The organism is Staphylococcus sp. HMSC034G07 (assembly GCF_001835975.1).
In the GTDB taxonomy this organism is placed as follows: Bacteria; Bacillota; Bacilli; order Staphylococcales; family Staphylococcaceae; genus Staphylococcus; species Staphylococcus ureilyticus.
The window spans coordinates 126,508-149,769 of sequence record NZ_KV826608.1 but is presented as its reverse complement, the minus strand read 5'-3'; the positions used below and the strand labels follow the sequence as shown (position 1 = coordinate 149,769).

At 32.7% G+C, this 23,262-nt stretch carries 26 protein-coding genes and 1 riboswitch; of the genes, 23 read left to right on the top strand and 3 right to left on the bottom strand.

The window, feature by feature from the left end; all coding sequences use genetic code 11:
• Positions 1-131 precede the first annotated feature (131 nt).
• Together aroD and HMPREF2586_RS06800 are read left to right on the top strand one after the other, a co-directional pair.
• Positions 132-851 (top strand): type I 3-dehydroquinate dehydratase, encoded by a 720-nt coding sequence (gene aroD / locus HMPREF2586_RS06805; protein ID WP_070657810.1) that lies wholly within the window; start codon positions 132-134, stop codon positions 849-851.
• 66 nt (positions 852-917) lie between these two features.
• Entirely contained in the window at positions 918-1,463 is a 546-nt protein-coding gene (locus tag HMPREF2586_RS06800; protein ID WP_046207489.1) for a nitroreductase family protein, read from the top strand.
• A 122-nt stretch (positions 1,464-1,585) separates the two neighbouring features.
• On the opposite strand, the gene HMPREF2586_RS06795 is transcribed toward HMPREF2586_RS06800, so the two are convergent.
• A complete protein-coding gene (locus HMPREF2586_RS06795) occupies positions 1,586-1,906 on the bottom strand; it encodes a thioredoxin family protein (protein ID WP_046207490.1) in 321 nt (106 codons plus the stop codon).
• 143 nt (positions 1,907-2,049) lie between these two features.
• Here HMPREF2586_RS06795 and HMPREF2586_RS06790 point away from each other — a divergent pair, with 143 nt between their 5' ends.
• The 7 genes from HMPREF2586_RS06790 to HMPREF2586_RS06760 all read left to right on the top strand — a co-directional run bounded on the left by HMPREF2586_RS06790 (position 2,050) and on the right by HMPREF2586_RS06760 (position 6,688).
• A complete protein-coding gene (locus HMPREF2586_RS06790) occupies positions 2,050-2,403 on the top strand; it encodes an arsenate reductase family protein (protein ID WP_046207491.1) in 354 nt (117 codons plus the stop codon).
• A 179-nt stretch (positions 2,404-2,582) separates the two neighbouring features.
• The gene (gene gcvH, locus HMPREF2586_RS06785; RefSeq protein WP_046207492.1) at positions 2,583-2,963 is read left to right on the top strand and encodes a glycine cleavage system protein GcvH; all 381 of its coding nucleotides are present in this window, start codon (positions 2,583-2,585) and stop codon (positions 2,961-2,963) included.
• 248 nt (positions 2,964-3,211) lie between these two features.
• Positions 3,212-3,604, top strand: coding sequence for a toprim domain-containing protein (locus tag HMPREF2586_RS06780; protein ID WP_046207493.1), 393 nt, complete (start codon positions 3,212-3,214; stop codon positions 3,602-3,604).
• A complete protein-coding gene (locus HMPREF2586_RS06775) occupies positions 3,601-3,900 on the top strand; it encodes a thioredoxin family protein (protein ID WP_046207494.1) in 300 nt (99 codons plus the stop codon). The genes HMPREF2586_RS06780 and HMPREF2586_RS06775 overlap by 4 nt, the downstream gene beginning before the upstream one ends.
• 53 nt (positions 3,901-3,953) lie before the next feature.
• A riboswitch (SAM riboswitch) is annotated at positions 3,954-4,059 on the top strand.
• A gap of 81 nt (positions 4,060-4,140) precedes the next feature.
• A complete protein-coding gene (locus HMPREF2586_RS06770; RefSeq protein ID WP_046207495.1) occupies positions 4,141-5,166 on the top strand; it encodes a methionine ABC transporter ATP-binding protein in 1,026 nt (341 codons plus the stop codon).
• On the top strand, positions 5,159-5,854 hold the full coding sequence (locus HMPREF2586_RS06765) for a methionine ABC transporter permease (protein ID WP_046207496.1): 696 nt from the start codon (positions 5,159-5,161) through the stop codon (positions 5,852-5,854). Before HMPREF2586_RS06770 ends, HMPREF2586_RS06765 begins: the two co-directional genes overlap by 8 nt.
• An 18-nt stretch (positions 5,855-5,872) precedes the next feature.
• Positions 5,873-6,688: a MetQ/NlpA family ABC transporter substrate-binding protein gene (locus HMPREF2586_RS06760; RefSeq protein ID WP_070812697.1), complete on the top strand. Its 816-nt coding sequence runs from the start codon at positions 5,873-5,875 to the stop codon at positions 6,686-6,688.
• A 699-nt stretch (positions 6,689-7,387) separates the two neighbouring features.
• Here HMPREF2586_RS06760 and HMPREF2586_RS06755 read toward each other — a convergent pair.
• Positions 7,388-8,239 (bottom strand): polyprenyl-phosphate transporter PopT, encoded by an 852-nt coding sequence (locus HMPREF2586_RS06755; RefSeq protein WP_070039165.1) that lies wholly within the window; start codon positions 8,237-8,239, stop codon positions 7,388-7,390.
• Positions 8,240-8,604: 365 nt separating this feature from the next.
• Here HMPREF2586_RS06755 and sufC point away from each other — a divergent pair, with 365 nt between their 5' ends.
• From sufC to HMPREF2586_RS06695, 12 genes are all read left to right on the top strand, one after another.
• Positions 8,605-9,366, top strand: a complete 762-nt coding sequence (gene sufC / locus HMPREF2586_RS06750) for a Fe-S cluster assembly ATPase SufC (RefSeq protein WP_046207499.1) — start codon at positions 8,605-8,607, stop codon at positions 9,364-9,366.
• Positions 9,367-9,464: 98 nt separating this feature from the next.
• Complete coding sequence (gene sufD / locus HMPREF2586_RS06745) at positions 9,465-10,772, top strand: Fe-S cluster assembly protein SufD (RefSeq protein ID WP_070657802.1); 1,308 nt, start codon at positions 9,465-9,467, stop codon at positions 10,770-10,772.
• Between the two features lie 171 nt (positions 10,773-10,943).
• Positions 10,944-12,182: a cysteine desulfurase gene (locus tag HMPREF2586_RS06740; protein ID WP_046207501.1), complete on the top strand. Its 1,239-nt coding sequence runs from the start codon at positions 10,944-10,946 to the stop codon at positions 12,180-12,182.
• Positions 12,172-12,621 carry a Fe-S cluster assembly sulfur transfer protein SufU gene (sufU, locus tag HMPREF2586_RS06735; protein WP_046207502.1) on the top strand — a complete coding sequence of 150 codons (450 nt, stop codon included), beginning with the start codon at positions 12,172-12,174 and terminating at the stop codon, positions 12,619-12,621. Before HMPREF2586_RS06740 ends, sufU begins: the two co-directional genes overlap by 11 nt.
• 136 nt (positions 12,622-12,757) lie before the next feature.
• Entirely contained in the window at positions 12,758-14,155 is a 1,398-nt protein-coding gene (sufB, locus tag HMPREF2586_RS06730) for a Fe-S cluster assembly protein SufB (RefSeq protein WP_046207503.1), read from the top strand.
• A 237-nt stretch (positions 14,156-14,392) separates the two neighbouring features.
• The gene (locus HMPREF2586_RS06725; protein WP_046207504.1) at positions 14,393-15,412 is read left to right on the top strand and encodes a hemolysin family protein; all 1,020 of its coding nucleotides are present in this window, start codon (positions 14,393-14,395) and stop codon (positions 15,410-15,412) included.
• Between the two features lie 65 nt (positions 15,413-15,477).
• Positions 15,478-16,548 carry an NAD(P)H-dependent flavin oxidoreductase gene (locus HMPREF2586_RS06720; protein ID WP_070657800.1) on the top strand — a complete coding sequence of 357 codons (1,071 nt, stop codon included), beginning with the start codon at positions 15,478-15,480 and terminating at the stop codon, positions 16,546-16,548.
• 185 nt (positions 16,549-16,733) lie between these two features.
• Positions 16,734-17,582 (top strand): DUF72 domain-containing protein, encoded by an 849-nt coding sequence (locus HMPREF2586_RS06715; protein WP_064209466.1) that lies wholly within the window; start codon positions 16,734-16,736, stop codon positions 17,580-17,582.
• Positions 17,583-17,594: 12 nt separating this feature from the next.
• A complete protein-coding gene (locus tag HMPREF2586_RS06710; protein WP_046207507.1) occupies positions 17,595-18,419 on the top strand; it encodes a sulfite exporter TauE/SafE family protein in 825 nt (274 codons plus the stop codon).
• Positions 18,420-18,439: 20 nt separating this feature from the next.
• A complete protein-coding gene (locus tag HMPREF2586_RS06705; protein WP_046207508.1) occupies positions 18,440-19,759 on the top strand; it encodes a bifunctional metallophosphatase/5'-nucleotidase in 1,320 nt (439 codons plus the stop codon).
• 81 nt (positions 19,760-19,840) lie between these two features.
• On the top strand, positions 19,841-20,770 hold the full coding sequence (gene lipA / locus HMPREF2586_RS06700; protein WP_046207509.1) for a lipoyl synthase: 930 nt from the start codon (positions 19,841-19,843) through the stop codon (positions 20,768-20,770).
• A gap of 171 nt (positions 20,771-20,941) precedes the next feature.
• Entirely contained in the window at positions 20,942-21,328 is a 387-nt protein-coding gene (locus HMPREF2586_RS06695; RefSeq protein ID WP_064209465.1) for a YutD family protein, read from the top strand.
• Between the two features lie 301 nt (positions 21,329-21,629).
• Here the strand turns inward: HMPREF2586_RS06695 and HMPREF2586_RS06690 are convergent, their stop codons facing one another.
• The gene (locus tag HMPREF2586_RS06690) at positions 21,630-21,896 is read right to left on the bottom strand and encodes a DUF3055 domain-containing protein (protein WP_046207511.1); all 267 of its coding nucleotides are present in this window, start codon (positions 21,894-21,896) and stop codon (positions 21,630-21,632) included.
• Between the two features lie 145 nt (positions 21,897-22,041).
• Here HMPREF2586_RS06690 and HMPREF2586_RS06685 point away from each other — a divergent pair, with 145 nt between their 5' ends.
• On the top strand, positions 22,042-22,476 hold the full coding sequence (locus HMPREF2586_RS06685; RefSeq protein ID WP_046207512.1) for a DUF86 domain-containing protein: 435 nt from the start codon (positions 22,042-22,044) through the stop codon (positions 22,474-22,476).
• A gap of 6 nt (positions 22,477-22,482) precedes the next feature.
• Positions 22,483-23,262, top strand: coding sequence for a TIGR01457 family HAD-type hydrolase (locus HMPREF2586_RS06680; protein ID WP_070657834.1), 780 nt, complete (start codon positions 22,483-22,485; stop codon positions 23,260-23,262).

The window sequence follows — 23,262 nt, the reverse complement described above, 5'->3', positions numbered from 1 at the left end:
AATTAAATTTAAATCATATAAAAGGTGAATGGATTTTTGTTATTTGTTTAAATGTACGCTTTAAAGATTGTGTAAGTTCTTAAGATTGTTATACAATAATTTTAATGTTGATTGAAAAGGAAGTTTTTAAAATGTCTGAAGTAAAAATTGCGGTAACGATAGAGCCAGAAAATAAAATTTCACAAACTTTTTTACATGAATTAGTAAAATATCAAACTTCTATCGATATAATAGAATTGAGAGTTGATCATTGGGCAACACCAGAGATAAATGATATAGCTAATGTCATTGATAAATTATATGAATTAAATTTAAATAAAAAACTTTTAGTTACGTATCGGACACAATCACAAGGGGGTAAAGGTGATTTGACGTTTGATTCGTACATTAAATTACTTGAAAGCATAATTGAAATAGATCACATAGATATGATTGATGTAGAATTTGAAATTAACCAACAATCTCAATATATATTGAACTTGATTGACCAAGCACACAAAAATAATATTGAAGTTATATTGTCTTATCATGATTTTCAAAAAACACCAGCACTCACACAGCTAAAACATTTATATTTTAAAATGCATCAAATGAATCCAGATTACTTAAAAGTCGCGGTCATGCCTTTAAGTAAAGAAGATGTTTTAAATTTATTATATGCATTATCAGCAACAGTAGATACAGTTCCGCAACAAGTCATTGGCATTGCAATGTCAAAATTAGGCACCATTTCGAGAACTGCACAAGGTTTATTTGGAGGCGCAGTATCATATGGTTGTTTAGATAATCCTAAAGCACCTGGACAGATTCAAGTTGAAACTTTAAGCGCGCAATTAAAGTTATATCAGTAGTTTGAAAATCTTATCGTCCTGTCTTATAATTGAAAATAGTTATCAATAGTGAAAGGGCGATATTAGATGGAACTACAAGATGCAATAGCTCAACGAAGAAGTATAAAGGTCTTTAGAAGAGATATGAATATAGATGACGATGCTTTATATGAAGCGATACAGCGTGCTACAGATGCACCGAATCACGGTTTGAGAGCACCTTGGAGAGTGGTTCATATCGCAAAAGATAGATTGGGAGATATGAGTAAGCAATTAACTGAAATTGCTTTTCCTAATCTAAGAAAAAAACAGGAAGATCACTATAAAGTTGCTACTAATTTAGGTGGTATGCTTGCTTTAATCGTTAAAGAAGATCCAAGACAAAAAGAAAGTTTAGAGAATAATATGGCATTTGGTGCATTTGCGCAAAATCTCATGTTATTACTTTTTGAAGCAGGTATTGGTACATGTTGGAAGTCTCCGGCTTATATATTTAATCCTGAAATACGTAAAATATTTGGTGTGAAAGATGATGAGCGTTTAGTAGGGTTATTATATTTAACAGATTTGGAAGATTTAGAAAGAATGCCACACAGAGAACGCCAGCACAATCAAATCATTGATAAGTTCTAATTTTGAAAAAAGGGAGTGGATCAGAAATCTTTTAATAAAAAGATTTCTGATCCACTCCCTAATAATGTCTATTTTAAAATTTTGATTGTTTAAAAGTTAAAATAAAAGAATTAAAGCAAAAATTACTCAAATGTTTCAGCTAAGAATGATTCAACTTGTTCAGGGGATTTTGCATTTGCTGAATGTAAATGTGCTAATTTCTCCCCATTTTTAAAAACTAATAAACTTGGAATACCCATAACGTCATTTTCAGCCGCTGCATCTTCTAATTCATCGCGGTTTACAGTATACCAATTATAATTGTTGTATTTTTCTACAATTGGGTCAATCCACATGTCCATAGCTTTACAATCTGGGCACCATCCTGCTTCAAATTTAACGATGACTGGTGCGTCGCTTTGTATTGTGCTTTTAAATTGATCATTAGTATTAATAGATTCCATAATTAGACTCCTTTATAAAAGATATTAGTATTGACATTATAACTGACAAATTGCAGTAAATAAAAAAATCAGCTTAATAATTAGAGCGTTTTTGTTATAAGTTTGTTATATTAGTGTTAACTAAGCATAGGAGGTTCTGAAAAATGATAAAATTTTACCAATATCCTAATTGTACAACTTGTAAAAAAGCAGCTAAATTTTTACAAGAATACGGGGTAAGTTTTGAACCCATCGATATTGTGCAACATACACCAACTAAAAATGAGTTTAAAGAAATCATAAATACTACAGGTATAGATATCAATAAACTATTTAATACACATGGTGCAAAATATCGTGAACTAGGCCTTAAAGATAAATTGAAAGACCTTTCTGACGAAGAAAAACTAGATTTATTATCCTCAAATGGTATGTTAGTGAAACGACCACTCGCAGTATTAGGGGATAAAGTAACGGTAGGTTTTAAAGAGGAACAATACAAGGAAACTTGGTTGTAAACACACATGCTTTTACAATTCATTTTTAACAACTTTTGAAAAAACCGTTATATACTTCGGAAAAGTTTTGTGCGATGAATTGTAAAACATGAGAAGTATTGTAAAATCAATTAAATAGTTGATTGTAAGCCTTTCATATGGCATCATGAATATGTAAAAACATTTAGGAGGGGATTCTCGTGGCAGTACCAAGTGAATTAAAATATTCTAAAGAACATGAATGGGTAAAAATTGAAGGAAATACAGTAACAATTGGTATCACTGAGTATGCGCAAAGTGAATTAGGTGATATCGTATTCGTTGAATTGCCTGAAACTGATGACGATATTGATGAAGGTGAATCTTTTGGCAGTGTTGAATCAGTGAAAACAGTTTCAGAACTTTATGCACCTGTTTCAGGAAAAGTTGTAGAAACAAATGATGAACTAGAAGATAGTCCAGAATTCGTTAATGAATCACCATACGAAAAAGCATGGATGGTTAAAGTTGAGTTAAGCGATGAAAGTCAATTAGACGAGTTAATGTCAGCTGACCAATATTCTGAAATGATCGGTGAATAATATGAGATCAAACTCCACGATACGATATATCATGGAGTTTTTATTTTTCTATAACAAAAGATTAAATTTCACTTGAATATATTAATTGATTTTGAAGTGTCAAAAACATTAAAAAGTTCAATGGTGACAAATGGATGGTTCAATTATAAGATTTTAATAAGAAACTATAATAAATGTTTATGTTGATAATGTATGGTGTAGAACTAAATATAAAATTGAATTTACTATCACATTTAGAGGTGACTGTCATGGCGATATTAAACCAAGTTATAATTGTCGAAGGTAAAACAGACAAGAAACGGGTGAAGCAGGTGATTGACCAACCGATTGAAATCATTTGTACAAACGGTACTATGGGAATTGATAAGTTAGATGAGATGATAGAATCGTTATACGACAAGCAAGTTTATGTGCTTGCGGATGCAGATGATGAAGGTGAAAAGATACGTAAATGGTTCAAAAAATATTTAAGTGAAAGTAAACATATTCGCATAGAGAAACAATATGGTGAAGTAGCGAGATGCCCTAAAGCCTATTTGTCAAAAGTGTTAGCAAAACATGGTTTTATAGTGAAAGATGAAGAAAAAGTAGCAAAAGCCAAATTAGATTATATTGCTGAAAGGGTCAGTTTATTAACATGAATGTAAAGAATGAAACGCGTGTTAATGTTTTCGAACACGTAGATAAAGAAAAATATCTAATTTTTGGTTATACGCCAACTTGTGGTACATGTAAAGTGTCAGAACGCATGTTAGATATTGCGAATGAAATTTTAAAATTACCAATTACTAAAATAGATTTAAATTTTCATCCTGATTTTAGTCAACAACATGAGATACAATCGGTACCGATACTTATGCTTATGTCTAAAGGTGAAGAACAAAAAAGAATTTATGCATTTCAATCAGTGCCTTATTTGTTAGAAAATTTAAAATAATTATTGACGAATCTTTAGTACAATGGTAGGATTATGGATAATTAAATAATGTACTCTTATCACGAGAGGTGGAGGGATGTGCCCTATGAAGCCCGGCAACCGTCTGTAATAGAAATGGTGCCAATTCACATAAAGTAGATAAACTTTAGAAGATGAGAGAAGCGACATTGCTTTCTCTATTCTTCAGTGAAAAGAGAAAGCATTTTTTAATTGAATGAGCAATACAAGGAGGAAACGACAATGATTGAATTAAATCAAATCGTTAAGAGATACAAGACGAAAAAACACGATGTGTTAGCAGTAGATCATGTTGATTTAAGTATTCAATCAGGCTCGATTTTTGGTGTGGTTGGTTTTTCGGGTGCAGGTAAAAGTACTTTGATAAGACTTTTAAATAATCTTGAACAACCAACTTCAGGAGATGTCATCATTGATGGAGATACGATTGGGAAATTATCAAAATCAGAATTGAGAAAAAAACGTCAAAAAGTGAGCATGATTTTTCAACATTTTAATCTATTGTGGTCACGTAATGTTTTAAATAATATTACTTTTCCATTAGAAATTGCTGGTGTATCACGCAATGAAGCCAAAAAAAGAGCGATTGAACTGGTGGAATTGGTAGGACTAAAGGGTAGAGAAAACGCCTATCCATCAGAGTTATCGGGTGGACAAAAACAACGTGTAGGTATTGCCCGTGCGTTAGCAAATGAACCTAATGTTTTACTTTGCGATGAAGCTACAAGTGCATTAGACCCGCAAACAACGGATGAAATACTAGAATTATTATTAAAAATTAAAGAAGAAAGAAATTTAACAATAGTTATTATCACACATGAAATGCAGGTCATAAGACGTATTTGTGATGAAGTGGCAGTGATGGAAAATGGTCGCGTCATTGAACAAGGACAAGTGTCAAATGTTTTCGAAAATCCACAGCATGAAGTAACAAAACGCTTTGTGAAAGAGGACTTAAACGATGAGTTTGATGAGTCTATTTCTGAATTAATCGAATTAGATGAAACTGCTTATATCGTACGATTGAATTTTACAGGAAATAATACAACTGAACCATTGGTATCATACATAACAAAGACACATAATATAGATGTTAATATTCTTGAAGCAAATATTAAGCATACTAAAGATGGTGCTCTAGGATTTTTAGTATTACATTTATTAGATGTGAATTCTGAAAAATTCGAAAAGTTCAAAAATGATTTAGCAGCACAACATGTTTCTGTGGAGGTGTTAAAGCATGGGTAGTTCATTCGGCGAGATTCTACAGGAAATGCTAACAATGCCTAATGTAAGTTGGGATGAAGTTTGGTTAGCTACATATGAAACAATTTATATGACATTGATTTCTACAATATTTGCTTTTATTTTTGGTTTGATACTTGGTGTGCTTTTATTCTTATCTGCTAAAAGCCAATCACCAGTAGCTAGAGTGTTTTACAGTGTCGTATCGTTTATTGTGAATTTATTCAGAGCAATACCATTCATTATTTTAATTTTACTACTTATACCATTTACGAGTTTAGTACTTGGAACAATTAGTGGTCCAACAGGTGCTTTACCTGCACTAATTATCAGTGCAGCACCATTCTACGCTAGATTAGTGGAAATTGCTTTTAAAGAAATAGACAAGGGTGTTATAGAAGCGGCTTGGTCAATGGGAGCTACAACATGGACAGTAGTTAAGAAAGTGTTGTTACCTGAAGCTATGCCAGCATTAATATCTGGAATAACTGTAACAGCAATAGCATTAGTAGGCTCTACTGCAGTAGCTGGTGTGATTGGAGCTGGAGGTCTAGGTAACTTAGCATACCTAACTGGCTTCACACGAAACCAAAACGATGTCATATTCGTTTCTACAATTTTAATCTTAATTATTGTTTTTATCATCCAATTTATTGGAGATCAAGTTACTAATAAAATAGATAAACGTTAAGTTAAAGGGGACAATTATATGAAAAAATTATTTAGTTTAGCTTCAATCATCGCTTTAGCATTAGTATTAGCTGCTTGTGGTAATGGCGGCGGAGGTAAAGATAAGACAATTACAGTTGGCGCTTCTCCGGCACCACATGCTGAAATATTAGAAAAAGCAAAACCAATTCTAAAAGATAAAGGTTATGACTTAAAAATTAAAACGATTAACGATTATACAACACCTAACAAATTATTAGATAAAGGTGAGTTAGATGCAAACTTCTTTCAACATACGCCTTATCTAAATACTGAAAAGAAAGACAAAAACTATAAAGTTGAGTCAGCAGGAAATGTACATTTAGAACCTATGGCTGTTTACTCAAAGAAATATAAAAGTTTAAAAGAATTACCAAAAGGTGCTACTGTTTATGTTTCAAACAACCCTGCAGAAGAAGGACGTTTCTTAAAATTCTTCTCTGACGCTGGATTAATTAAAATTAAAAAAGGTGTTAAAACTGAAGATGCTAAATTTGATGACATCGTAGAAAATAAAAAAGATATCAAATTTAATAATAAACAATCGGCAGAATACTTACCTAAGATTTATCAAAAAGAAGATGCTGACGCAGTAATCATCAATTCAAACTTCGCAATTGATCAAAAATTAAGTCCTAAAAATGCTTCAATTGTTTTAGAAAAAGAAAAAGATAATCCATATGCTAACTTGATTGGTGTAAAAGAAGGCCATAAAGACGACAAAAAAATTAAAGCGTTGATGGATGTATTACAGTCTAAAGAAATTAAAGATTACATCAATAAAAAATATGACGGAGCCGTAGTACCAGCAAAATAATAGCAACACAATTAACAAACCCTTTAACTTCAATAGTTGAAGGGTTGTTTTTATTTGAATTTAGTAAAAGGGCAGTGTGTGAAATTATCAATACAACTCGGAAAATTCGTCCAAACAGTTTTTTTGACCTAAATTTATTGGCTCAAGATGATCATATTTTCCTATCAAAAACTATTTGATGCGAGTAACTTATGAAATATTGCTCTATGGACTTAATGGTCTACAAAATGGCTTTTAAGTTGAAGCGGTATTCATTTGTTTTGTTTACAAGGTGATTTTATATAGAAAAAGTGCATATTTGAAAATTAAAGTTTTATAGACTAAAATTAAATTATGTTTGAGTGAATTGCTTTAAAGCACGAAAATATTGAAGGCGTTATTCAATATTATATTATCATTCAAACTGTGACAGGGAGAACTTAAAATTGTGCGTAACTTATATCATGATATAGGTTGCGTCATTATATATAAGCGTTCATCATATATCATTTCGCTGTTGATGTATAAGCATGAATGTAAAATAGCCCGGATATGGTATGGATTTGTAACTAAACTACTTAACTAGTTATTGCAACGAATCATTACCATTCCGGGCTTTTAATATTTTAATATGGGGAGAAATCAAATGTTATTACGTGATTTCAAAGTCAAAATCTTAGTAAGCTACTGATAAATTAATATGATTTCTGCATAGAAGCATTAAAAATCATCACTCGTAATATGTCCTAGTTTATAGCTAATAAAGTAACCTGAAATTATTGTGATAATAGAAATAATCCATGTAGTAACATCGCTTGGTAACCCAGGAAATACTGCATACAGTGATCCTACAACAAAACCAATGATAATGGCATATGTTAAATATGTGTAATGGTTTAAAAGGTACTGAATCAATTTACTAGAAAATAAGAAACCACAAATAATTCCAATACCTACAATCATTAAGATAGGTACAGCGTTAAAATTTAAAGACATAAATTCTGAAATTGAAAACATTACAGTACCATATACACCAAATACTAATAGCATAAAGGACCCTGAAATACCTGGTAGTAACATTGCACTAGAAGCACAAACACCTGCAATAAAATATTTAATAATAAGACCAGTTGATAATTCAAGTGTTTCTCCTGCATGTTTATCACCATCATTTAATAAGGTAATCACTACAATGATTATAATACCAAGTAAAACGAGTAAATAATGAGAAGTTTGAAATGTTTGTTTAACTCTTGCTGTGTTTAATAAATAGGGTATGATGCCTGCTATTAGACCAACAAATAAAAACATCGTTGGCACGGTATGTTCACTTAAAAGATAATTAATTACTTTACTTAATAAACCTATGGCAATGACCATTCCTAACCCAATAGGAATCAGGAATTTTAAGCTTTCCCAAAACTTCTTTGAAAATATTCCACTAATAGAGCGTATAAAATCATCATAAATACCTAGAAGTAAAGCGATAGTTCCTCCGCTTACACCGGGTACTAAATCTGATGTGCCCATTGCAAATCCTTTCCATAGATTTGACCACTTAATTTTTGACATATCATAATCCTTTCTATCTAAAATATATTAAAAATGATAGCACAATTTGTCATAGAACTATATTAAAAACAAAAGTTAAAATGAATAAATGATTATAGAATATGCTTTGTTCATAATGAATAATATAGGGATAAATGAGTTGAGAACATCATATCTTATATTATCAGTTAAAGAATTCTTTAATGCACTAACAAAAATCATTGTATTTTGATAACAATTTTAATTTAGCACTTGAAAAGGTTTATATTCCAACACAACTGCGTTATAATTAGAAGGTGTAACAAGGGCTCAGTCTTTTGACTGTAGATTAAAATTATTATAAACTGGATAGGAAAAACATATCATATAATACGGAGGGAATATGTATGCCATCAACATTAGAAATTAAAGACCTACATGTGTCTATTGAAGATAAAGAAATTCTTAAAGGTGTTAATTTAACAATTAATACAGGAGAAGTACATGCAGTAATGGGACCTAATGGTACAGGTAAATCGACGTTATCATCTGCAATCATGGGACATCCTAGCTATGAGGTAACACAAGGTGAAGTATTATTAGACGGCGTTAACATTTTAGAGTTAGATGTTGATGATCGTGCTAAAGCGGGATTATTCCTTGCTATGCAATATCCATCAGAAATTACTGGTGTAACGAATGCAGACTTTATGCGTTCAGCGATAAACGCTAAACGTGAAGAAGGCGAAGAAATTAACTTAATGCAATTCATTAAAAAGTTAGATAAGGAAATGGACTTTTTAGATATTGATCAAGATATGGCACAACGTTATTTAAATGAAGGATTTTCAGGTGGGGAGAAAAAACGTAATGAAATTCTTCAATTAATGATGTTAGAACCTAAATTTGCTATTTTAGATGAAATAGACTCAGGACTTGATATTGACGCATTAAAAGTAGTTTCAAAAGGCATCAATCAAATGCGCGGAGAAACGTTTGGTTCATTAATCATTACGCACTATCAACGACTATTAAATTATATTACACCTGACCATGTACATGTTATGTACGGTGGTAAAATTGTTACTTCAGGAGGACCTGAATTAGCGAAACGCCTTGAAGAAGAAGGTTATGAATGGGTTAAAGAAGAGTTTAATGCTGCAGAATAAGTCTTAATTCATATGAAAAAATATTATAGATGAAGATTTAGGTTTTGATTTATACCGATGAGTTAAATCATACAATCATCAAATGGGAGGAAAAAAGTATGACGACTGAAACTTTGAACATTTCTGAAGCACAACTTGTTGAATATTCACAAGCCCATAATGAACCTTCTTGGTTAACTGAATTACGTAAAGAAGCGTTGAAATTAACTGAAACTTTAGAAATGCCAAAACCAGATAAAACAAAAATCACGAGATGGGACTTTGATTCATTTAAACAACATGAAACAACAGGTAGCGTATATGAGTCATTAGAAGAATTGCCAAGTGAAGTTAGAGAGATAATTGATGTTGAAAACACTGAAAATTTGGTTATTCAACATAATAATACTTTAGCGTTCACAAAAGTTTCTGATTCAGCTCAAAATGATGGAGTTATCGTTGAAGGCTTATCAGATGCATTAATAAACCATCCAGATTTAGTGAAAAAATATTTTATGAATGAAACTGTTACAGTTGATGAACATAGATTGACTGCACTACATACTGCATTGTTAAATGGTGGCGTATTTGTATATGTTCCAAAAAATGTAGTAGTTGAGCATCCAATTCAATATGTAGTATTGCATGACGATGAAAATGCCAGTTTCTTCAATCATGTCATTATTGCAACTGAGGAAAGTGCTGAAGTGACGTATGTAGAGAACTACTTATCAATCGCCAGTGGAGAAGGCAATCAACTTAACATTGTTTCAGAAGTGAGTGCTGGTGCTAATTCGAAAATCACATACGGTTCAGTAGATTATTTAGATAAAGGTTTCACTGGGCATATTATTCGTCGCGGTGTTACTGAAGCAGATGCCACTATCAACTGGGCGTTAGGTTTAATGAACGAAGGTAGCCAAATCATTGATAATACAACGAATTTAATTGGTGACCGTTCTGAAAGTGAACTCAAATCAGTTGTTGTTGGTACTGGTAGCCAAAAAATTAATTTAACTTCTAAAATTGTTCAATATGGTAAAGAAACAAATGGTTACATCTTAAAACATGGTGTAATGTTAGAAGGTGCGCAAACAGTATTTAATGGTATTGGTTATATTAAACATGGCGGTACGAAATCTATTGCGAACCAAGAATCTCGTGTTCTGATGTTATCTGAGAAAGCACGAGGAGATGCGAACCCTATCTTACTTATCGATGAGGACGATGTAGAGGCTGGTCACGCTGCATCAGTTGGTCGTGTCGATCCTGAACAATTGTATTATTTAATGAGCCGTGGTATTTCACGTCAAGAAGCTGAACGTCTCGTTATTCATGGTTTCTTGGACCCAGTTGTACGTGAATTGCCAATCGAAGATGTTCAACGTAAGTTACGTGAAGTCATCGAATTAAAAGTTAATAAATAATAAACACTGAATACAATTGAATCCGCAGCAAAATAAGATTAAGAGAATGTTATTGAACATGACTATAAAATGCTCAGATTAAATGAAATAATATACGTTAGTTTGTTGTATTTCTTAAATTGCTACGGTTTCTTTATTGATTTTTTAAATTAAGAAAGGTCTGTGGATAATTTGACCCAATCATTAAATGTTAACGAAATATTAAAAGACTTTCCAATTCTCAACCAAAAAGTTAACAATAATCGCCTTGCTTATTTAGATACAACTGCTACTAGTCAAACACCAATACAAGTTATTGATGTTATAGCGGATTATTATAAGCGTTATAACTCTAACGTACATCGTGGTGTACACACACTTGGATCATTAGCAACTGATGGTTATGAAAGCGCACGTGAAACAGTCAGACGTTTTATTAATGCAAAATATTTTGAAGAAATTATCTTCACTCGTGGTACTACAGCATCAATTAATATTGTTGCACATAGTTATGGAGATGCGAATATTTCAGAAGGTGATGAGATTGTAGTCACTGAAATGGAACATCATGCCAATATCGTGCCTTGGCAACAATTGGCTAAGCGTAAGCATGCATCTTTAAAGTTCATTCCAATGACAGATGATGGTGAACTTACAATTGAAAATATAAAAGCAACAATTAATGATAATACAAAAATTGTCGCTATTACACACGTTTCAAATGTATTAGGTACAATTAATGACATTAAGACTATTACTGATATTGCTCATGAACATGGTGCTATCGTAAGCGTAGACGGTGCACAAGCAGCGCCACATATGGATTTAGATATGCAATCACTAGATGTTGATTTTTATAGTTTTAGTGGCCATAAAATGCTAGGACCTACGGGTATCGGAGTATTATATGGTAAACGTGCCTTGCTAGATAAAATGGAGCCAGTCGAGTTTGGCGGAGATATGATTGACTTTGTTGAAAAATATGATGCTTCATGGGCTGATTTACCTACGAAATTTGAAGCGGGTACACCATTAATTGCGCAAGCGATTGGTTTGGCTGAAGCAATCCGTTATATTGAAAACCTAGGTTTTGATGCGATACAAGCACATGAACATGAATTGACGACGTATGCTTATGATAAGATGTCTGAAATTGAAGGTATAGAAATATATGGGCCACCAAAAGACAGACGTGCGGGTGTTATAACGTTCAATATGGCTGATGTTCATGCTCATGATGTAGCGACTGCAGTGGATACTGAAGGTGTTGCAGTTAGAGCAGGCCATCACTGTGCGCAACCATTGATGAAATGGTTGAATCAATCGTCGACTGCACGTGCAAGTTTCTATATTTATAATACTAAAGAAGATATTGATCAATTAGTAGAATCCTTGAAGCAAACGAAGGAGTTTTTCTCATATGAATTTTAATAATTTAAACCAGTTGTATCGTTCAGTCATTATGGATCATTATAAAAACCCTAGAAATAAAGGGCGTTTAGATACTGGTGCAATGACAGTTGATATGAATAATCCAACTTGTGGGGATCGCATTCATCTTACGTTTGATATTGAAGATGGTTTTATCAAAGATGCAAAATTTGATGGAGAAGGTTGTTCAATTTCAATGTCTAGTGCTTCAATGATGACTGAAGCAGTAAAGGGTCACTCTTTAGCTGAAGCAATGCAAATGAGTCAAGAATTCACAAAAATGATGCTTGGTGAAGATTATGAAATCAGTGAAGCAATGGGAGATATTGAAGCGCTGCAAGGCGTTTCTCAATTCCCAGCTAGAATTAAATGTGCTACTTTGGCTTGGAAAGCTTTAGAAAAAGGTACAGTTGAAAAAGAAGGAAATACAGAAGACTAATCCATGTTGATACGTTGACATTGTGTAAATTTCCATTCACACTAGACATAACACCAAGATTAGTTGTAATACGATGTAACTACAAACGAAGTTGTCTTGACGCGAGTCGTTTTAATATATAAAAGGAGTGATTTAAATGGCTAAAAAAGCACCTGATGTGGGTAATTACCAATATGGTTTCCATGATGAAGATGTTTCCATTTTTAGATCAGAACGCGGTTTAACAGAAAATATCGTCCGTGAAATTTCAAATATGAAAGAAGAGCCAGAATGGATGCTTAATTATAGATTGAAAGCATTAAAACAATTCTACAAAATGCCTATGCCTCAATGGGGTGGCGATTTATCAGAATTGAATTTTGATGATATCACTTATTATGTTAAGCCATCTGAACAAACTGAACGTTCATGGGATGAAGTGCCTGAAGAAATCAAACGTACATTTGATAAATTAGGTATCCCTGAAGCTGAACAAAAATACCTTGCCGGTGTTTCAGCCCAATATGAATCCGAAGTTGTTTATCACAATATGGAAAAAGAACTTGAAGAAAAAGGTATCGTCTTTAAAGATACTGATACTGCATTAAAAGAAAATGAAGACCTATTTAAACAATATTTCTCAACAGTTGTGCCAGCTGGAGATAATAAGTTCTCAGCACTTAATTCAGCTGTTTGGTCTGGTGGTTCATTCATTTATATACCGAAAAATATTAAGCTAGATACGCCATTACAAGCGTACTTCCGTATTAATTCTGAAAACATGGGACAATTTGAACGTACACTCATCATTGCAGATGAAGGTGCTTCAGTTAACTATGTAGAAGGTTGTACGGCTCCGGTTTATACAACAAGTTCACTACACTCAGCTGTAGTTGAAATTATCGTCCACAAAGATGCCCATGTGCGTTATACTACAATTCAAAACTGGGCTAATAACGTTTATAACTTAGTTACAAAACGTACATTAGTACATGAGAATGGTAATATGGAATGGGTTGATGGTAACTTAGGTTCTAAATTAACGATGAAATATCCAAACTGTGTACTTATGGGTGAAGGTGCTAAAGGTAGTACGTTATCTATTGCCTTCGCTGGTAAAGGTCAAGTTCAAGATGCTGGTGCAAAAATGATTCATAAAGCACCTAACACTTCATCTACGATTGTATCTAAATCAATTTCTAAAGACGGTGGTAAAGTAATTTATCGCGGTATCGTACACTTTGGTCGTAAAGCTAAAGGTGCACGTTCAAACATTGAATGTGATACTTTAATTTTAGATAATGAATCAACTTCAGATACAATTCCATACAATGAAGTATTTAATGATAATATTTCATTAGAACATGAAGCTAAAGTATCAAAAGTTTCTGAAGAACAATTATTCTATTTAATGAGCCGTGGTATTTCTGAAGAAGAAGCAACAGAAATGATTGTTATGGGCTTCATTGAACCATTTACTAAAGAGCTTCCAATGGAATATGCTGTTGAAATGAATCGTCTTATCAAATTTGAAATGGAAGGTTCAATCGGCTAAAAATTGGTAATCAAAAATTTGGTTTTACAGTAAATGATTAAATATAAAACACGAGTGATACTATTTTGATACCCGTATACTTTTGGGATTCAAATTTGTATCACCTCGTGTTTTTTTATTCGTATTGTTTTGAAAACGTAGTTCTAATAGTTAGAAATGCGTTTATGCATTGTAATATGAGGGAATTGATACATATCGTTTAAAATTTTATAGAATACAAAAAGGAGTTATGCTGATATGATTATTGCTATAATCATACTTTTATTTGCTTCATTCTTCTTTTCTGGTAGTGAAACAGCTTTAACTGCTGCAAATAGGATGAAAATACAAACTGAAGCTGAAAATGGAGATAAAAAATCCGCTAAATTATCAAAACTACTTACAAAACCCAGTGAGTTTATTACTACAATTTTAATTGGAAATAATATTGCGAATATTATTTTACCTACATTGGTGACAGTCTTAGCAGTGGATATTGGCGTGAACGTTGGTATAGCTACTGCAGTGACAACGGTTGCTATCATCATTATTTCTGAAGTAATTCCAAAATCTGTTGCTGCAACTTATCCAGATCGTATGTCTAGATTGGTTTACACGCCAATTGCATTTTTTGTCATAATATTTAAACCAATTACGAAATTGTTAAACTGGTTAACGGATATGATTAATAATTTACTTTCCAAAGGACAAGAAGATCAACAACGGTTATCAAAAGAAGAAATTAGACAGATGGTTACAATTGCAGGTAGCGAAGGTGCATTTAATGAAATGGAACGAAATCGAATCCAAGGTGTTATGGATTTTGAACAATTAAAAATAACCAATATTGATACAACACCGAGGATTAATGTAACCGCGTTTCCGGCTGATATATCTTATGAAGATGCATATGATACTGTCGTGACGAATCCATATACACGTTATCCAGTATATGATGGTGATATCGATCATATTATTGGCATTTTCCATTCAAAATATTTGTTAGCATGGAGTAAAGAAAAGTCAAATGATATTTTACAATATACTTCAGAACCTTTATTTGTGAATGAACATAATAGAGCAGAATGGGTGCTCAGAAAAATGACTGTGTCGCGCAAACATTTAGCGATTGTATTAGATGAATTTGGTGGCACAGATGCCATTGTGTCTCATGAAGACTTGATTGAAGAGATGCTAGGTATGGAAATTGAAGATGAAATGGATGAACAAGAACGAGAAAAATTAGACGCACAAATGCAAGCTTATAATAAAAAATAAAAACTTTAGTAATAAATTTTCAGTGATATTTAGGTTATTGTATTTCAATAAAAGGAGTGTTTTGTATGCACTTTTCATCAAAGGTGACCAAAATGTTGAATATCAAGTTTCCAATCATACAGGCAGGTATGGCCGGTAGTACGACACCGGAATTAGTAGCTTCTGTCAGTAATAGTGGAGGACTTGGTACGATTGGAGCAGGTTATTTTACTCCAGAAAAATTAGATTCTGAGATAACTTATGTGCAAGAATTAACTGACTTACCCTTTGCCGTTAATTTATTTGTTCCAAGTGAACAATTATATATTCCAGAAAATGTAGAACACATGAATGCATGGTTAAAACCTTATAGAAAAGCTTTAAACTTAGAGGAACCTGTGATTGATATTAGTGAAGAACAGCAATTTAACGATGCCATAGATATGGTGATTGAAAAAGGGGTTCCTGTAGTATCATTTACTTTTGGGATCCCAAATCAAAATATTATCAAAAAATTGAAAGCGCGTCAGATTACTGTGGTAGGCACAGCAACCTCTGTTGAAGAAGCGAAAGCCAATGAAAGCGCAGGAATGGATGCGATTATTGCTCAAGGTAGTGAAGCGGGTGGCCATAGAGGTTCTTTCACTGTGACTTCTGGTGAACACACGCCATTGGTTGGTACCATGTCATTGATACCACAAATCGTGGATAATATATCTATTCCAGTTATAGCAGCAGGAGGTATTATGGATGGACGTGGTGTGGTTGCAAGTATGGTGCTAGGTGCTGAGGCTGTACAAATGGGAACAGCATTTTTAACTTCAGAAGAAAGTGGAGCTTCAACATTATATAAAAATGCAATACAGCAAAGCAAAGAAACAGATACTGTTATCACAAAAGCCTTTACGGGAAAACCAGCTAGAGGTATCGATAATGAATTTATACACAAGATGGAAAGTTATGCTGATGATATTCCAGATTATCCTATTCAAAATCAATTGACGAATAGTATTCGTAAAACTGCAGCTGATTTAGGTAAGGAACAATGGACGCATTTATGGAGCGGACAAAGTCCAAGGTTATCCCAACCGAATTCAGCTGCTCAATTGATAGCTGAAATCGTACAAGAAACAGAACGCATACTCAATGATGATTAATCTTTAGATGTTTTAATAAAAGTTGCTATTTAATAAATGATAGCAACTTTTTTGATTTTTGTATCTATTGAATCTTTTAAAAGACCGTTGATTTTCTTAACCTTAACCGTTGATACAATTGAAGAATATAATTTAATCTAGTGAATCTCATAAATCATCTATGGTATCATGTAACTGGTGATACTATGATAAATATTGGATTAACAGGTTGGGGAGACCATGATACTTTGTACGAAGATTTACAGCGTAAATCAGATAAGCTAATTACATATGCAAGTCATTTTCCCATTGTAGAATTAGATGCATCGTATTATGCGATACAACCTGAAAGAAATATTAGGAAATGGATAAGAGAGACGCCTGAGAGGTTTCAATTTATTGTTAAAATTCATCAGGCATTAACACTTCATGCAGATTATCATGATTTTGCTGAATCAAGACAAATACTTTTTGATCAGTTTAAAGCGATGTTAGCGCCATTAAAATCTGAAAAAAAGTTAGCGATGGTATTAGTACAGTTTCCACCTTGGTTTGACTGCACAGTTCAAAACATTAAATATATTCGATATGTACGAGAACAGTTGAAGGATTTTCCTGTCTGTATAGAATTTAGACATCAATCCTGGTTTAATGATAAGTATAAAGAAGAAACATTAGCTTTTTTAACTGAACATGACATGATACATGCGGTATGTGATGAACCACAAGTAGGCCAAGGTTCTATACCATTAGTCAATCGTATTACAAACGAAACAGCATTTGTGCGTTATCATGGTAGAAACGAACATGGATGGACAAAAAAAGACATGACGGATGAAGCTTGGAGAGACGTTAGATATTTGTATGATTATAATAAGCAAGAACTTAATGATTTAGCGCAAAAAGTGAAATTATTAGAACAAAAAGCTAAAAATATTTATGTCGTGTTTAATAATAACTCCGGTGGTCATGCTGCACAAAATGCTAAAACATACCAAACATTATTAGGCATTGATTATGAAGGCTTAGCACCACAACAATTAAAATTATTTTAGGAGCGGTCAGATATGTTAACAATAATCATTTTGATTTTAATTGGTGGTTTATCAGCCATATTGGGTTCACTTGTGGGCATTGGTGGCGGTATTATCATCGTCCCAACTTTAGTTTATTTGGGCGTAGAAAATGATTTACTACATGGCATCACACCTCAGATTGCCATAGGAACATCTTCATTAATATTAATCGTGACAGGACTATCGTCAACATTAGGTTATTTAAAAACGAAACAAGTTGACGTCAAAAATGGTTCCATCTTTTTATTTGGTTTGTTACCAGGCTCTTTGGTTGGATCAATTTTAAGTCGTTTTTTAACTTTAGATTCTTTTAATTTATATTTTGGTATTTTCTTAATATTCGTAGCAATTCTGCTTATGATAAGAAATAATATAAAACCAATGAAAATGTTTAATAAGCCTAAGTATGAGCGTACATATGTAGACGGTTATGGAAAAATACATCATTATAGTGTTCCGCCAATTGTGGCATTTATATCAACGTTATTTATAGGTGTTTTGACGGGATTGTTTGGTATTGGTGGTGGTGCACTTATGACACCGCTAATGTTAATTGTTTTTAGATTTCCACCACATGTCGCAGTTGGTACAAGTATGATGATGATATTCTTTTCCAGCGTGATGAGTTCTATTGGACATATTGCACAAGGACATGTAGCTTGGGTATATTCTATTGTATTAATCATCTCTAGCTATTTGGGTGCGAAAATTGGTGTAAAAGTCAATCAATCCATACAATCAAATACTGTGGTTATGTTATTAAGAACAGTTATGCTTATAATGGGACTATATTTAATTATTAAGTCATTTTTATAAACTAAGAGGAGGGTACCAAGGTGAAATTAACTATTTACCATACAAATGATATTCACAGTCATTTGCATGAGTATGCTCGTATTTCCGAATATTTAGCTCAAGAGAGACCAAAATTAAATCATCCCTCGCTCTATTTAGATATTGGAGACCATGTAGATTTATCTGCTCCTGTTACAGAAGCTACTATGGGAATCAAAAATGTTGAGCTTTTAAATCAAGCACATTGTGATATAGCAACTATTGGTAATAACGAAGGTATGACAATATCACATGATGCATTAAATACACTTTATGACAATGCAGAATTTGATGTAACTTGTGCAAATGTTTTTGACGAACAGGGTGACTTACCTCGAAATATTACATCATCAATCATCAAAGAGATTGAAGGTGTGAGAATCTTATTTGTTGCAGCCACTGCGCCATTCACACCATTTTATAGGGCTTTGGATTGGGTTGTTACGAATCCATTAGAAGCGATTAAAGATGAAATTAGCGCACATCAAGATGCGTATGACTTATTGATTATTATGAGTCATGTGGGTGTGTTTTTTGATGAAAAATTATGCCAAGAAATTCCTGAAATTGATTTAATATTGGGTAGTCATACACACCATTATTTTGAAAATGGTGAAATGAATAATGGTGTGCTAATGGCAGCTGCTGGTAAATATGGTCACTTTTTAGGTGAAGTAACATTAGAGATAGACCAAAAAAAAGTTGTAGATAAACAAGCAGTGATTTATCCAGTAGACACTTTGCCGGAAGTAGAAACACATTTCGAAAAAGAAGGTAAAGCACTGTTAAGCGATCCAGTTATTAATAGACCAGTTGATTTGCAGAGAAGGACAGATGTAATAACAAAGACGTCTTATATGTTAGCTGAAAGTATATTTGAATTTACGAATGCTGACTGCACAATTATTAATGCAGGATTGATTGTAAAAGGTATTTCAGCGGATCAAGTGACGGAATTTGATATACATCAAATGTTACCTCATCCTATTAATGCTGTTCGCATCCGCTTAAACGGTCTAGAATTAAAAAATATAATCATTAAAAGTCAAAAGCAAGAATATCTAAATGAACATGCACAAGGTTTAGGTTTTAGAGGAGATATATTTGGTGGTTATATACTTTATAATTTAGGATTAATCGAATCTGAAGCAAGATATTTTATCAACGGAGAAGAAATTGAAGACGATAAAAGTTATGTGCTAGGTACTGTTGATATGTATACATTTGGTCGTTATTTCCCAACGCTTAAAGAACAATCTATAGATTACTTAATGCCAGAATTTTTAAGAGATATTTATAAAGATAAATTGCTCGAATATTAAAATATTACATTTTACGTTTTAATTTAATCCGATTTTCGTTATAATGATTACAGATTTGAAATCAGGAGGAATTGTACGGTTATGGCTACTAAAAATGAAGAAATTTTACGTAAACCAGATTGGTTGAAAATAAAACTGAATACTAACGAAAACTACACTGGTCTTAAGAAAATGATGCGAGAAAAGAACTTACATACAGTGTGTGAAGAAGCAAAATGTCCAAACATACATGAATGTTGGGGCGAGCGTCGTACTGCGACATTTATGATTTTAGGTGCAGTTTGTACGCGTGCATGTCGTTTCTGCGCGGTTAAAACCGGATTGCCAAATGAGTTAGATTTAGATGAGCCAGAGCGTGTGGCAGAATCTGTTGAATTAATGAATTTAAAACATGTTGTTATAACAGCGGTTGCACGTGATGATTTAAGAGATGCTGGATCAAATGTTTATGCTGAAACAGTCCGTAAAGTACGTGAGCGTAACCCTTATACTTCAATAGAAATATTACCATCTGATATGGGTGGTGACTTCGAAGCTTTAGAAACATTAATGGCTTCAAAACCAGATATTTTAAACCATAATATTGAAACAGTTCGTCGTTTAACACCAAGAGTTCGTGCTAGAGCGACTTATGACCGTACTTTAGAATTCTTAAGACGTTCTAAAGAATTACAACCTGATATACCAACAAAATCTAGTTTAATGGTAGGACTAGGGGAAACTCACGAAGAAATTTATGAAACAATGGATGATTTACGTGCAAATGATGTAGACATCTTGACTATCGGCCAATATTTGCAACCTTCACGTAAACACTTAAAAGTTGAAAAATACTATACACCATTAGAATTTGGTAAATTAAGAAAAGTAGCAATGGATAAAGGTTTCAAACATTGCCAAGCTGGACCACTTGTGAGAAGTTCTTATCATGCAGATGAGCAAGTAAATGAAGCTGCAAAAGAAAGACATCGCTTAGGTGAAGAACAACTTAACATGGATTCTAATAGTTAAAATATAGAAATTGTATTTAAAGACTTAGTTCAATTAGAGCAATTAACGACGCACGTTAACTCACTTTGGGCTAAGTCTTTTATTAGCAATTATAAAAATAGATTACTAACCTTTTTAAGTCAGACACTGTATGGTTAAATTGAGTAATGAAAATTAGATTAGGTGAGTATAATGATAAAAGTTAATAGTTTTTATTTTGAAATTATAGAAGAATATAGAGAATGTTTTGATGAAACATTATTTGCAAATCGTTACGCAGACATTTTAGATAAATATGATTATATTGTAGGAGATTTTGGATATGATCAATTAAGGTTAAAAGGATTCTATAAAGACTCGAATAAAAAGGCTGAATTAAGTAAGCGCTTTTCGACAATTCAAGATTATTTATTAGAATACTGCAATTTTGGATGTCCGTATTTTATTTTAAGAAAAGTTCCTGAAAGTGAGATTAAATCCCGAATTGAAACAGAGGATGAAAATGCAGAAATACCTTTTGAAGAAAATAAATTACAAGATGTCAAAATCCAACCAACAATTCAAGATACTGAGCATTAAGTTGATGTAGATTTAGAGTTAGTTTCATATTATTAATAAGTTAGGCTACGATATTGAACCGAGATTTAAGGTTTAGTATCGTAGCCTTTTTCTATGATTGAAATATGGTGCCTAATGAAAAAGGCTGATTATCGTAGGTGATTCAGCCTTATATCAAGCAGTTATTATTGAATGATTCATGACATTGTGACATATCATGTGCATTAATTTCATTAGCAATATTGGATAAACTAATTGCTAACAAATTGAAGTGATTTTATGCAAGCAATATTATCTTAAACATGTGCGTTTATCGTGGTAATTATTGTATAACTTGATTGAGGTATTCAGTGATTTCATTGCCTTCATTTTCAGTTACACCTAAAATATAAGCAATATAGCCTTCTTCTTCTAAATCATCTGTACCAATAATGCCAAATTTATTTGTTTGCATGTTTAAAACCATTGTTTTTCCAAAATGGCGATCAGTTTGTATGAGCATTAAATCATAACGACTATATTCTCCGACGAAACCTACAAATTGTACCTGTGATGATTCATCGTCGTCATAGAGGTACATATCTATCATAATAAACACCCTTTCATCATTGAGTTATTAAAGTTTTTTATCATTCGAATCATTTAATGAAATAAAAAGTCTTAATTTACAGTATAACCATAAATGAATTCGACTGCAAAGGTGTGGTATGATGAGAATGATAGGGGTGACATAGATGTATTTTGTTAATAAAGAAAAGTTAGATAAAAAAATAAATTACTTACAACAATTGGTAAATGATTATCCGAAATATAGAGATAATCACTATGCATTTGAAAGAATTTCACAAATGTTGATCGAATCATCGGTAGATATTGGTAATATGATTATTGATGGCTTTATTTTAAGAGATCCAGGCAATTATAAAGATGTCATCGATATTTTAGAGTTAGAAAATGTAATCACTAAAGATACTCAAAGTAATATTAACCAAACTGTAGATGTTAGAAAACAATTCGTTCATTATTATGACGAGCTCGATACTACAAAGTTAAAACCACTTTTTGATAAAACACTTGATTATTATCAACAATTTATCGATGAGGTAATACAATTTTTGAATAATGAAAATGTGCCTATAACAGCATTTGGACAAAAAGGAGAGAAGTAAGTTTTGATGAAACAGTACAAAGCATATCTCATTGATTTGGATGGTACGATGTACAAAGGAAATGAAAAAATTGATGGTGCAGCGCAGTTTATTGAATACTTAAACAAGCATCAAATACCTCATTTATTTGTTACGAATAACTCTACCAAAGAACCTACAGAAGTAGCAGAAAAATTAAAAGCGATGGGAGTTGATGCTACAGCAGATGAAGTCGTGACGTCTGCTCTAGCAACTGCAGAATATATTGCTGATGAACAACCAGGCGCTTCAATCTATATGTTAGGTGGCTCAGGTTTAGAAAAAGCGTTAACGCAACATCATTTGAAAATAAAAGATGATGAGTATGTAGATTACGTAGTTATTGGTTTGGATGAAGCTGTAACTTATGAAAAATTAGCAACTGCTACGCTAGGTGTTCGAAACGGTGCAAAATTTATTTCAACTAATAAAGATGTATCCATACCCAAAGAACGTGGATTCTTACCAGGTAATGGCGCGATTACAAGCGTTGTGTCAGTCTCTACTGGTGTTGAACCAGTATTTATTGGTAAACCAGAACCTATTATTATGAATAAAGCCTTGGAAATTTTAGGGTTAGATCGCTCTGAAGTTGCAATGATAGGTGATTTATATGATACAGATATACTTTCTGGAATCAATGTTGATATTGATACAATACATGTTCAAACAGGTGTATCAACTTTAGATGATGTTAATCAAAAAGCAATACCGCCAACATATAGTTTTAAAGATTTAAATGAAGTAATCAAAGAACTCGAAATTTAG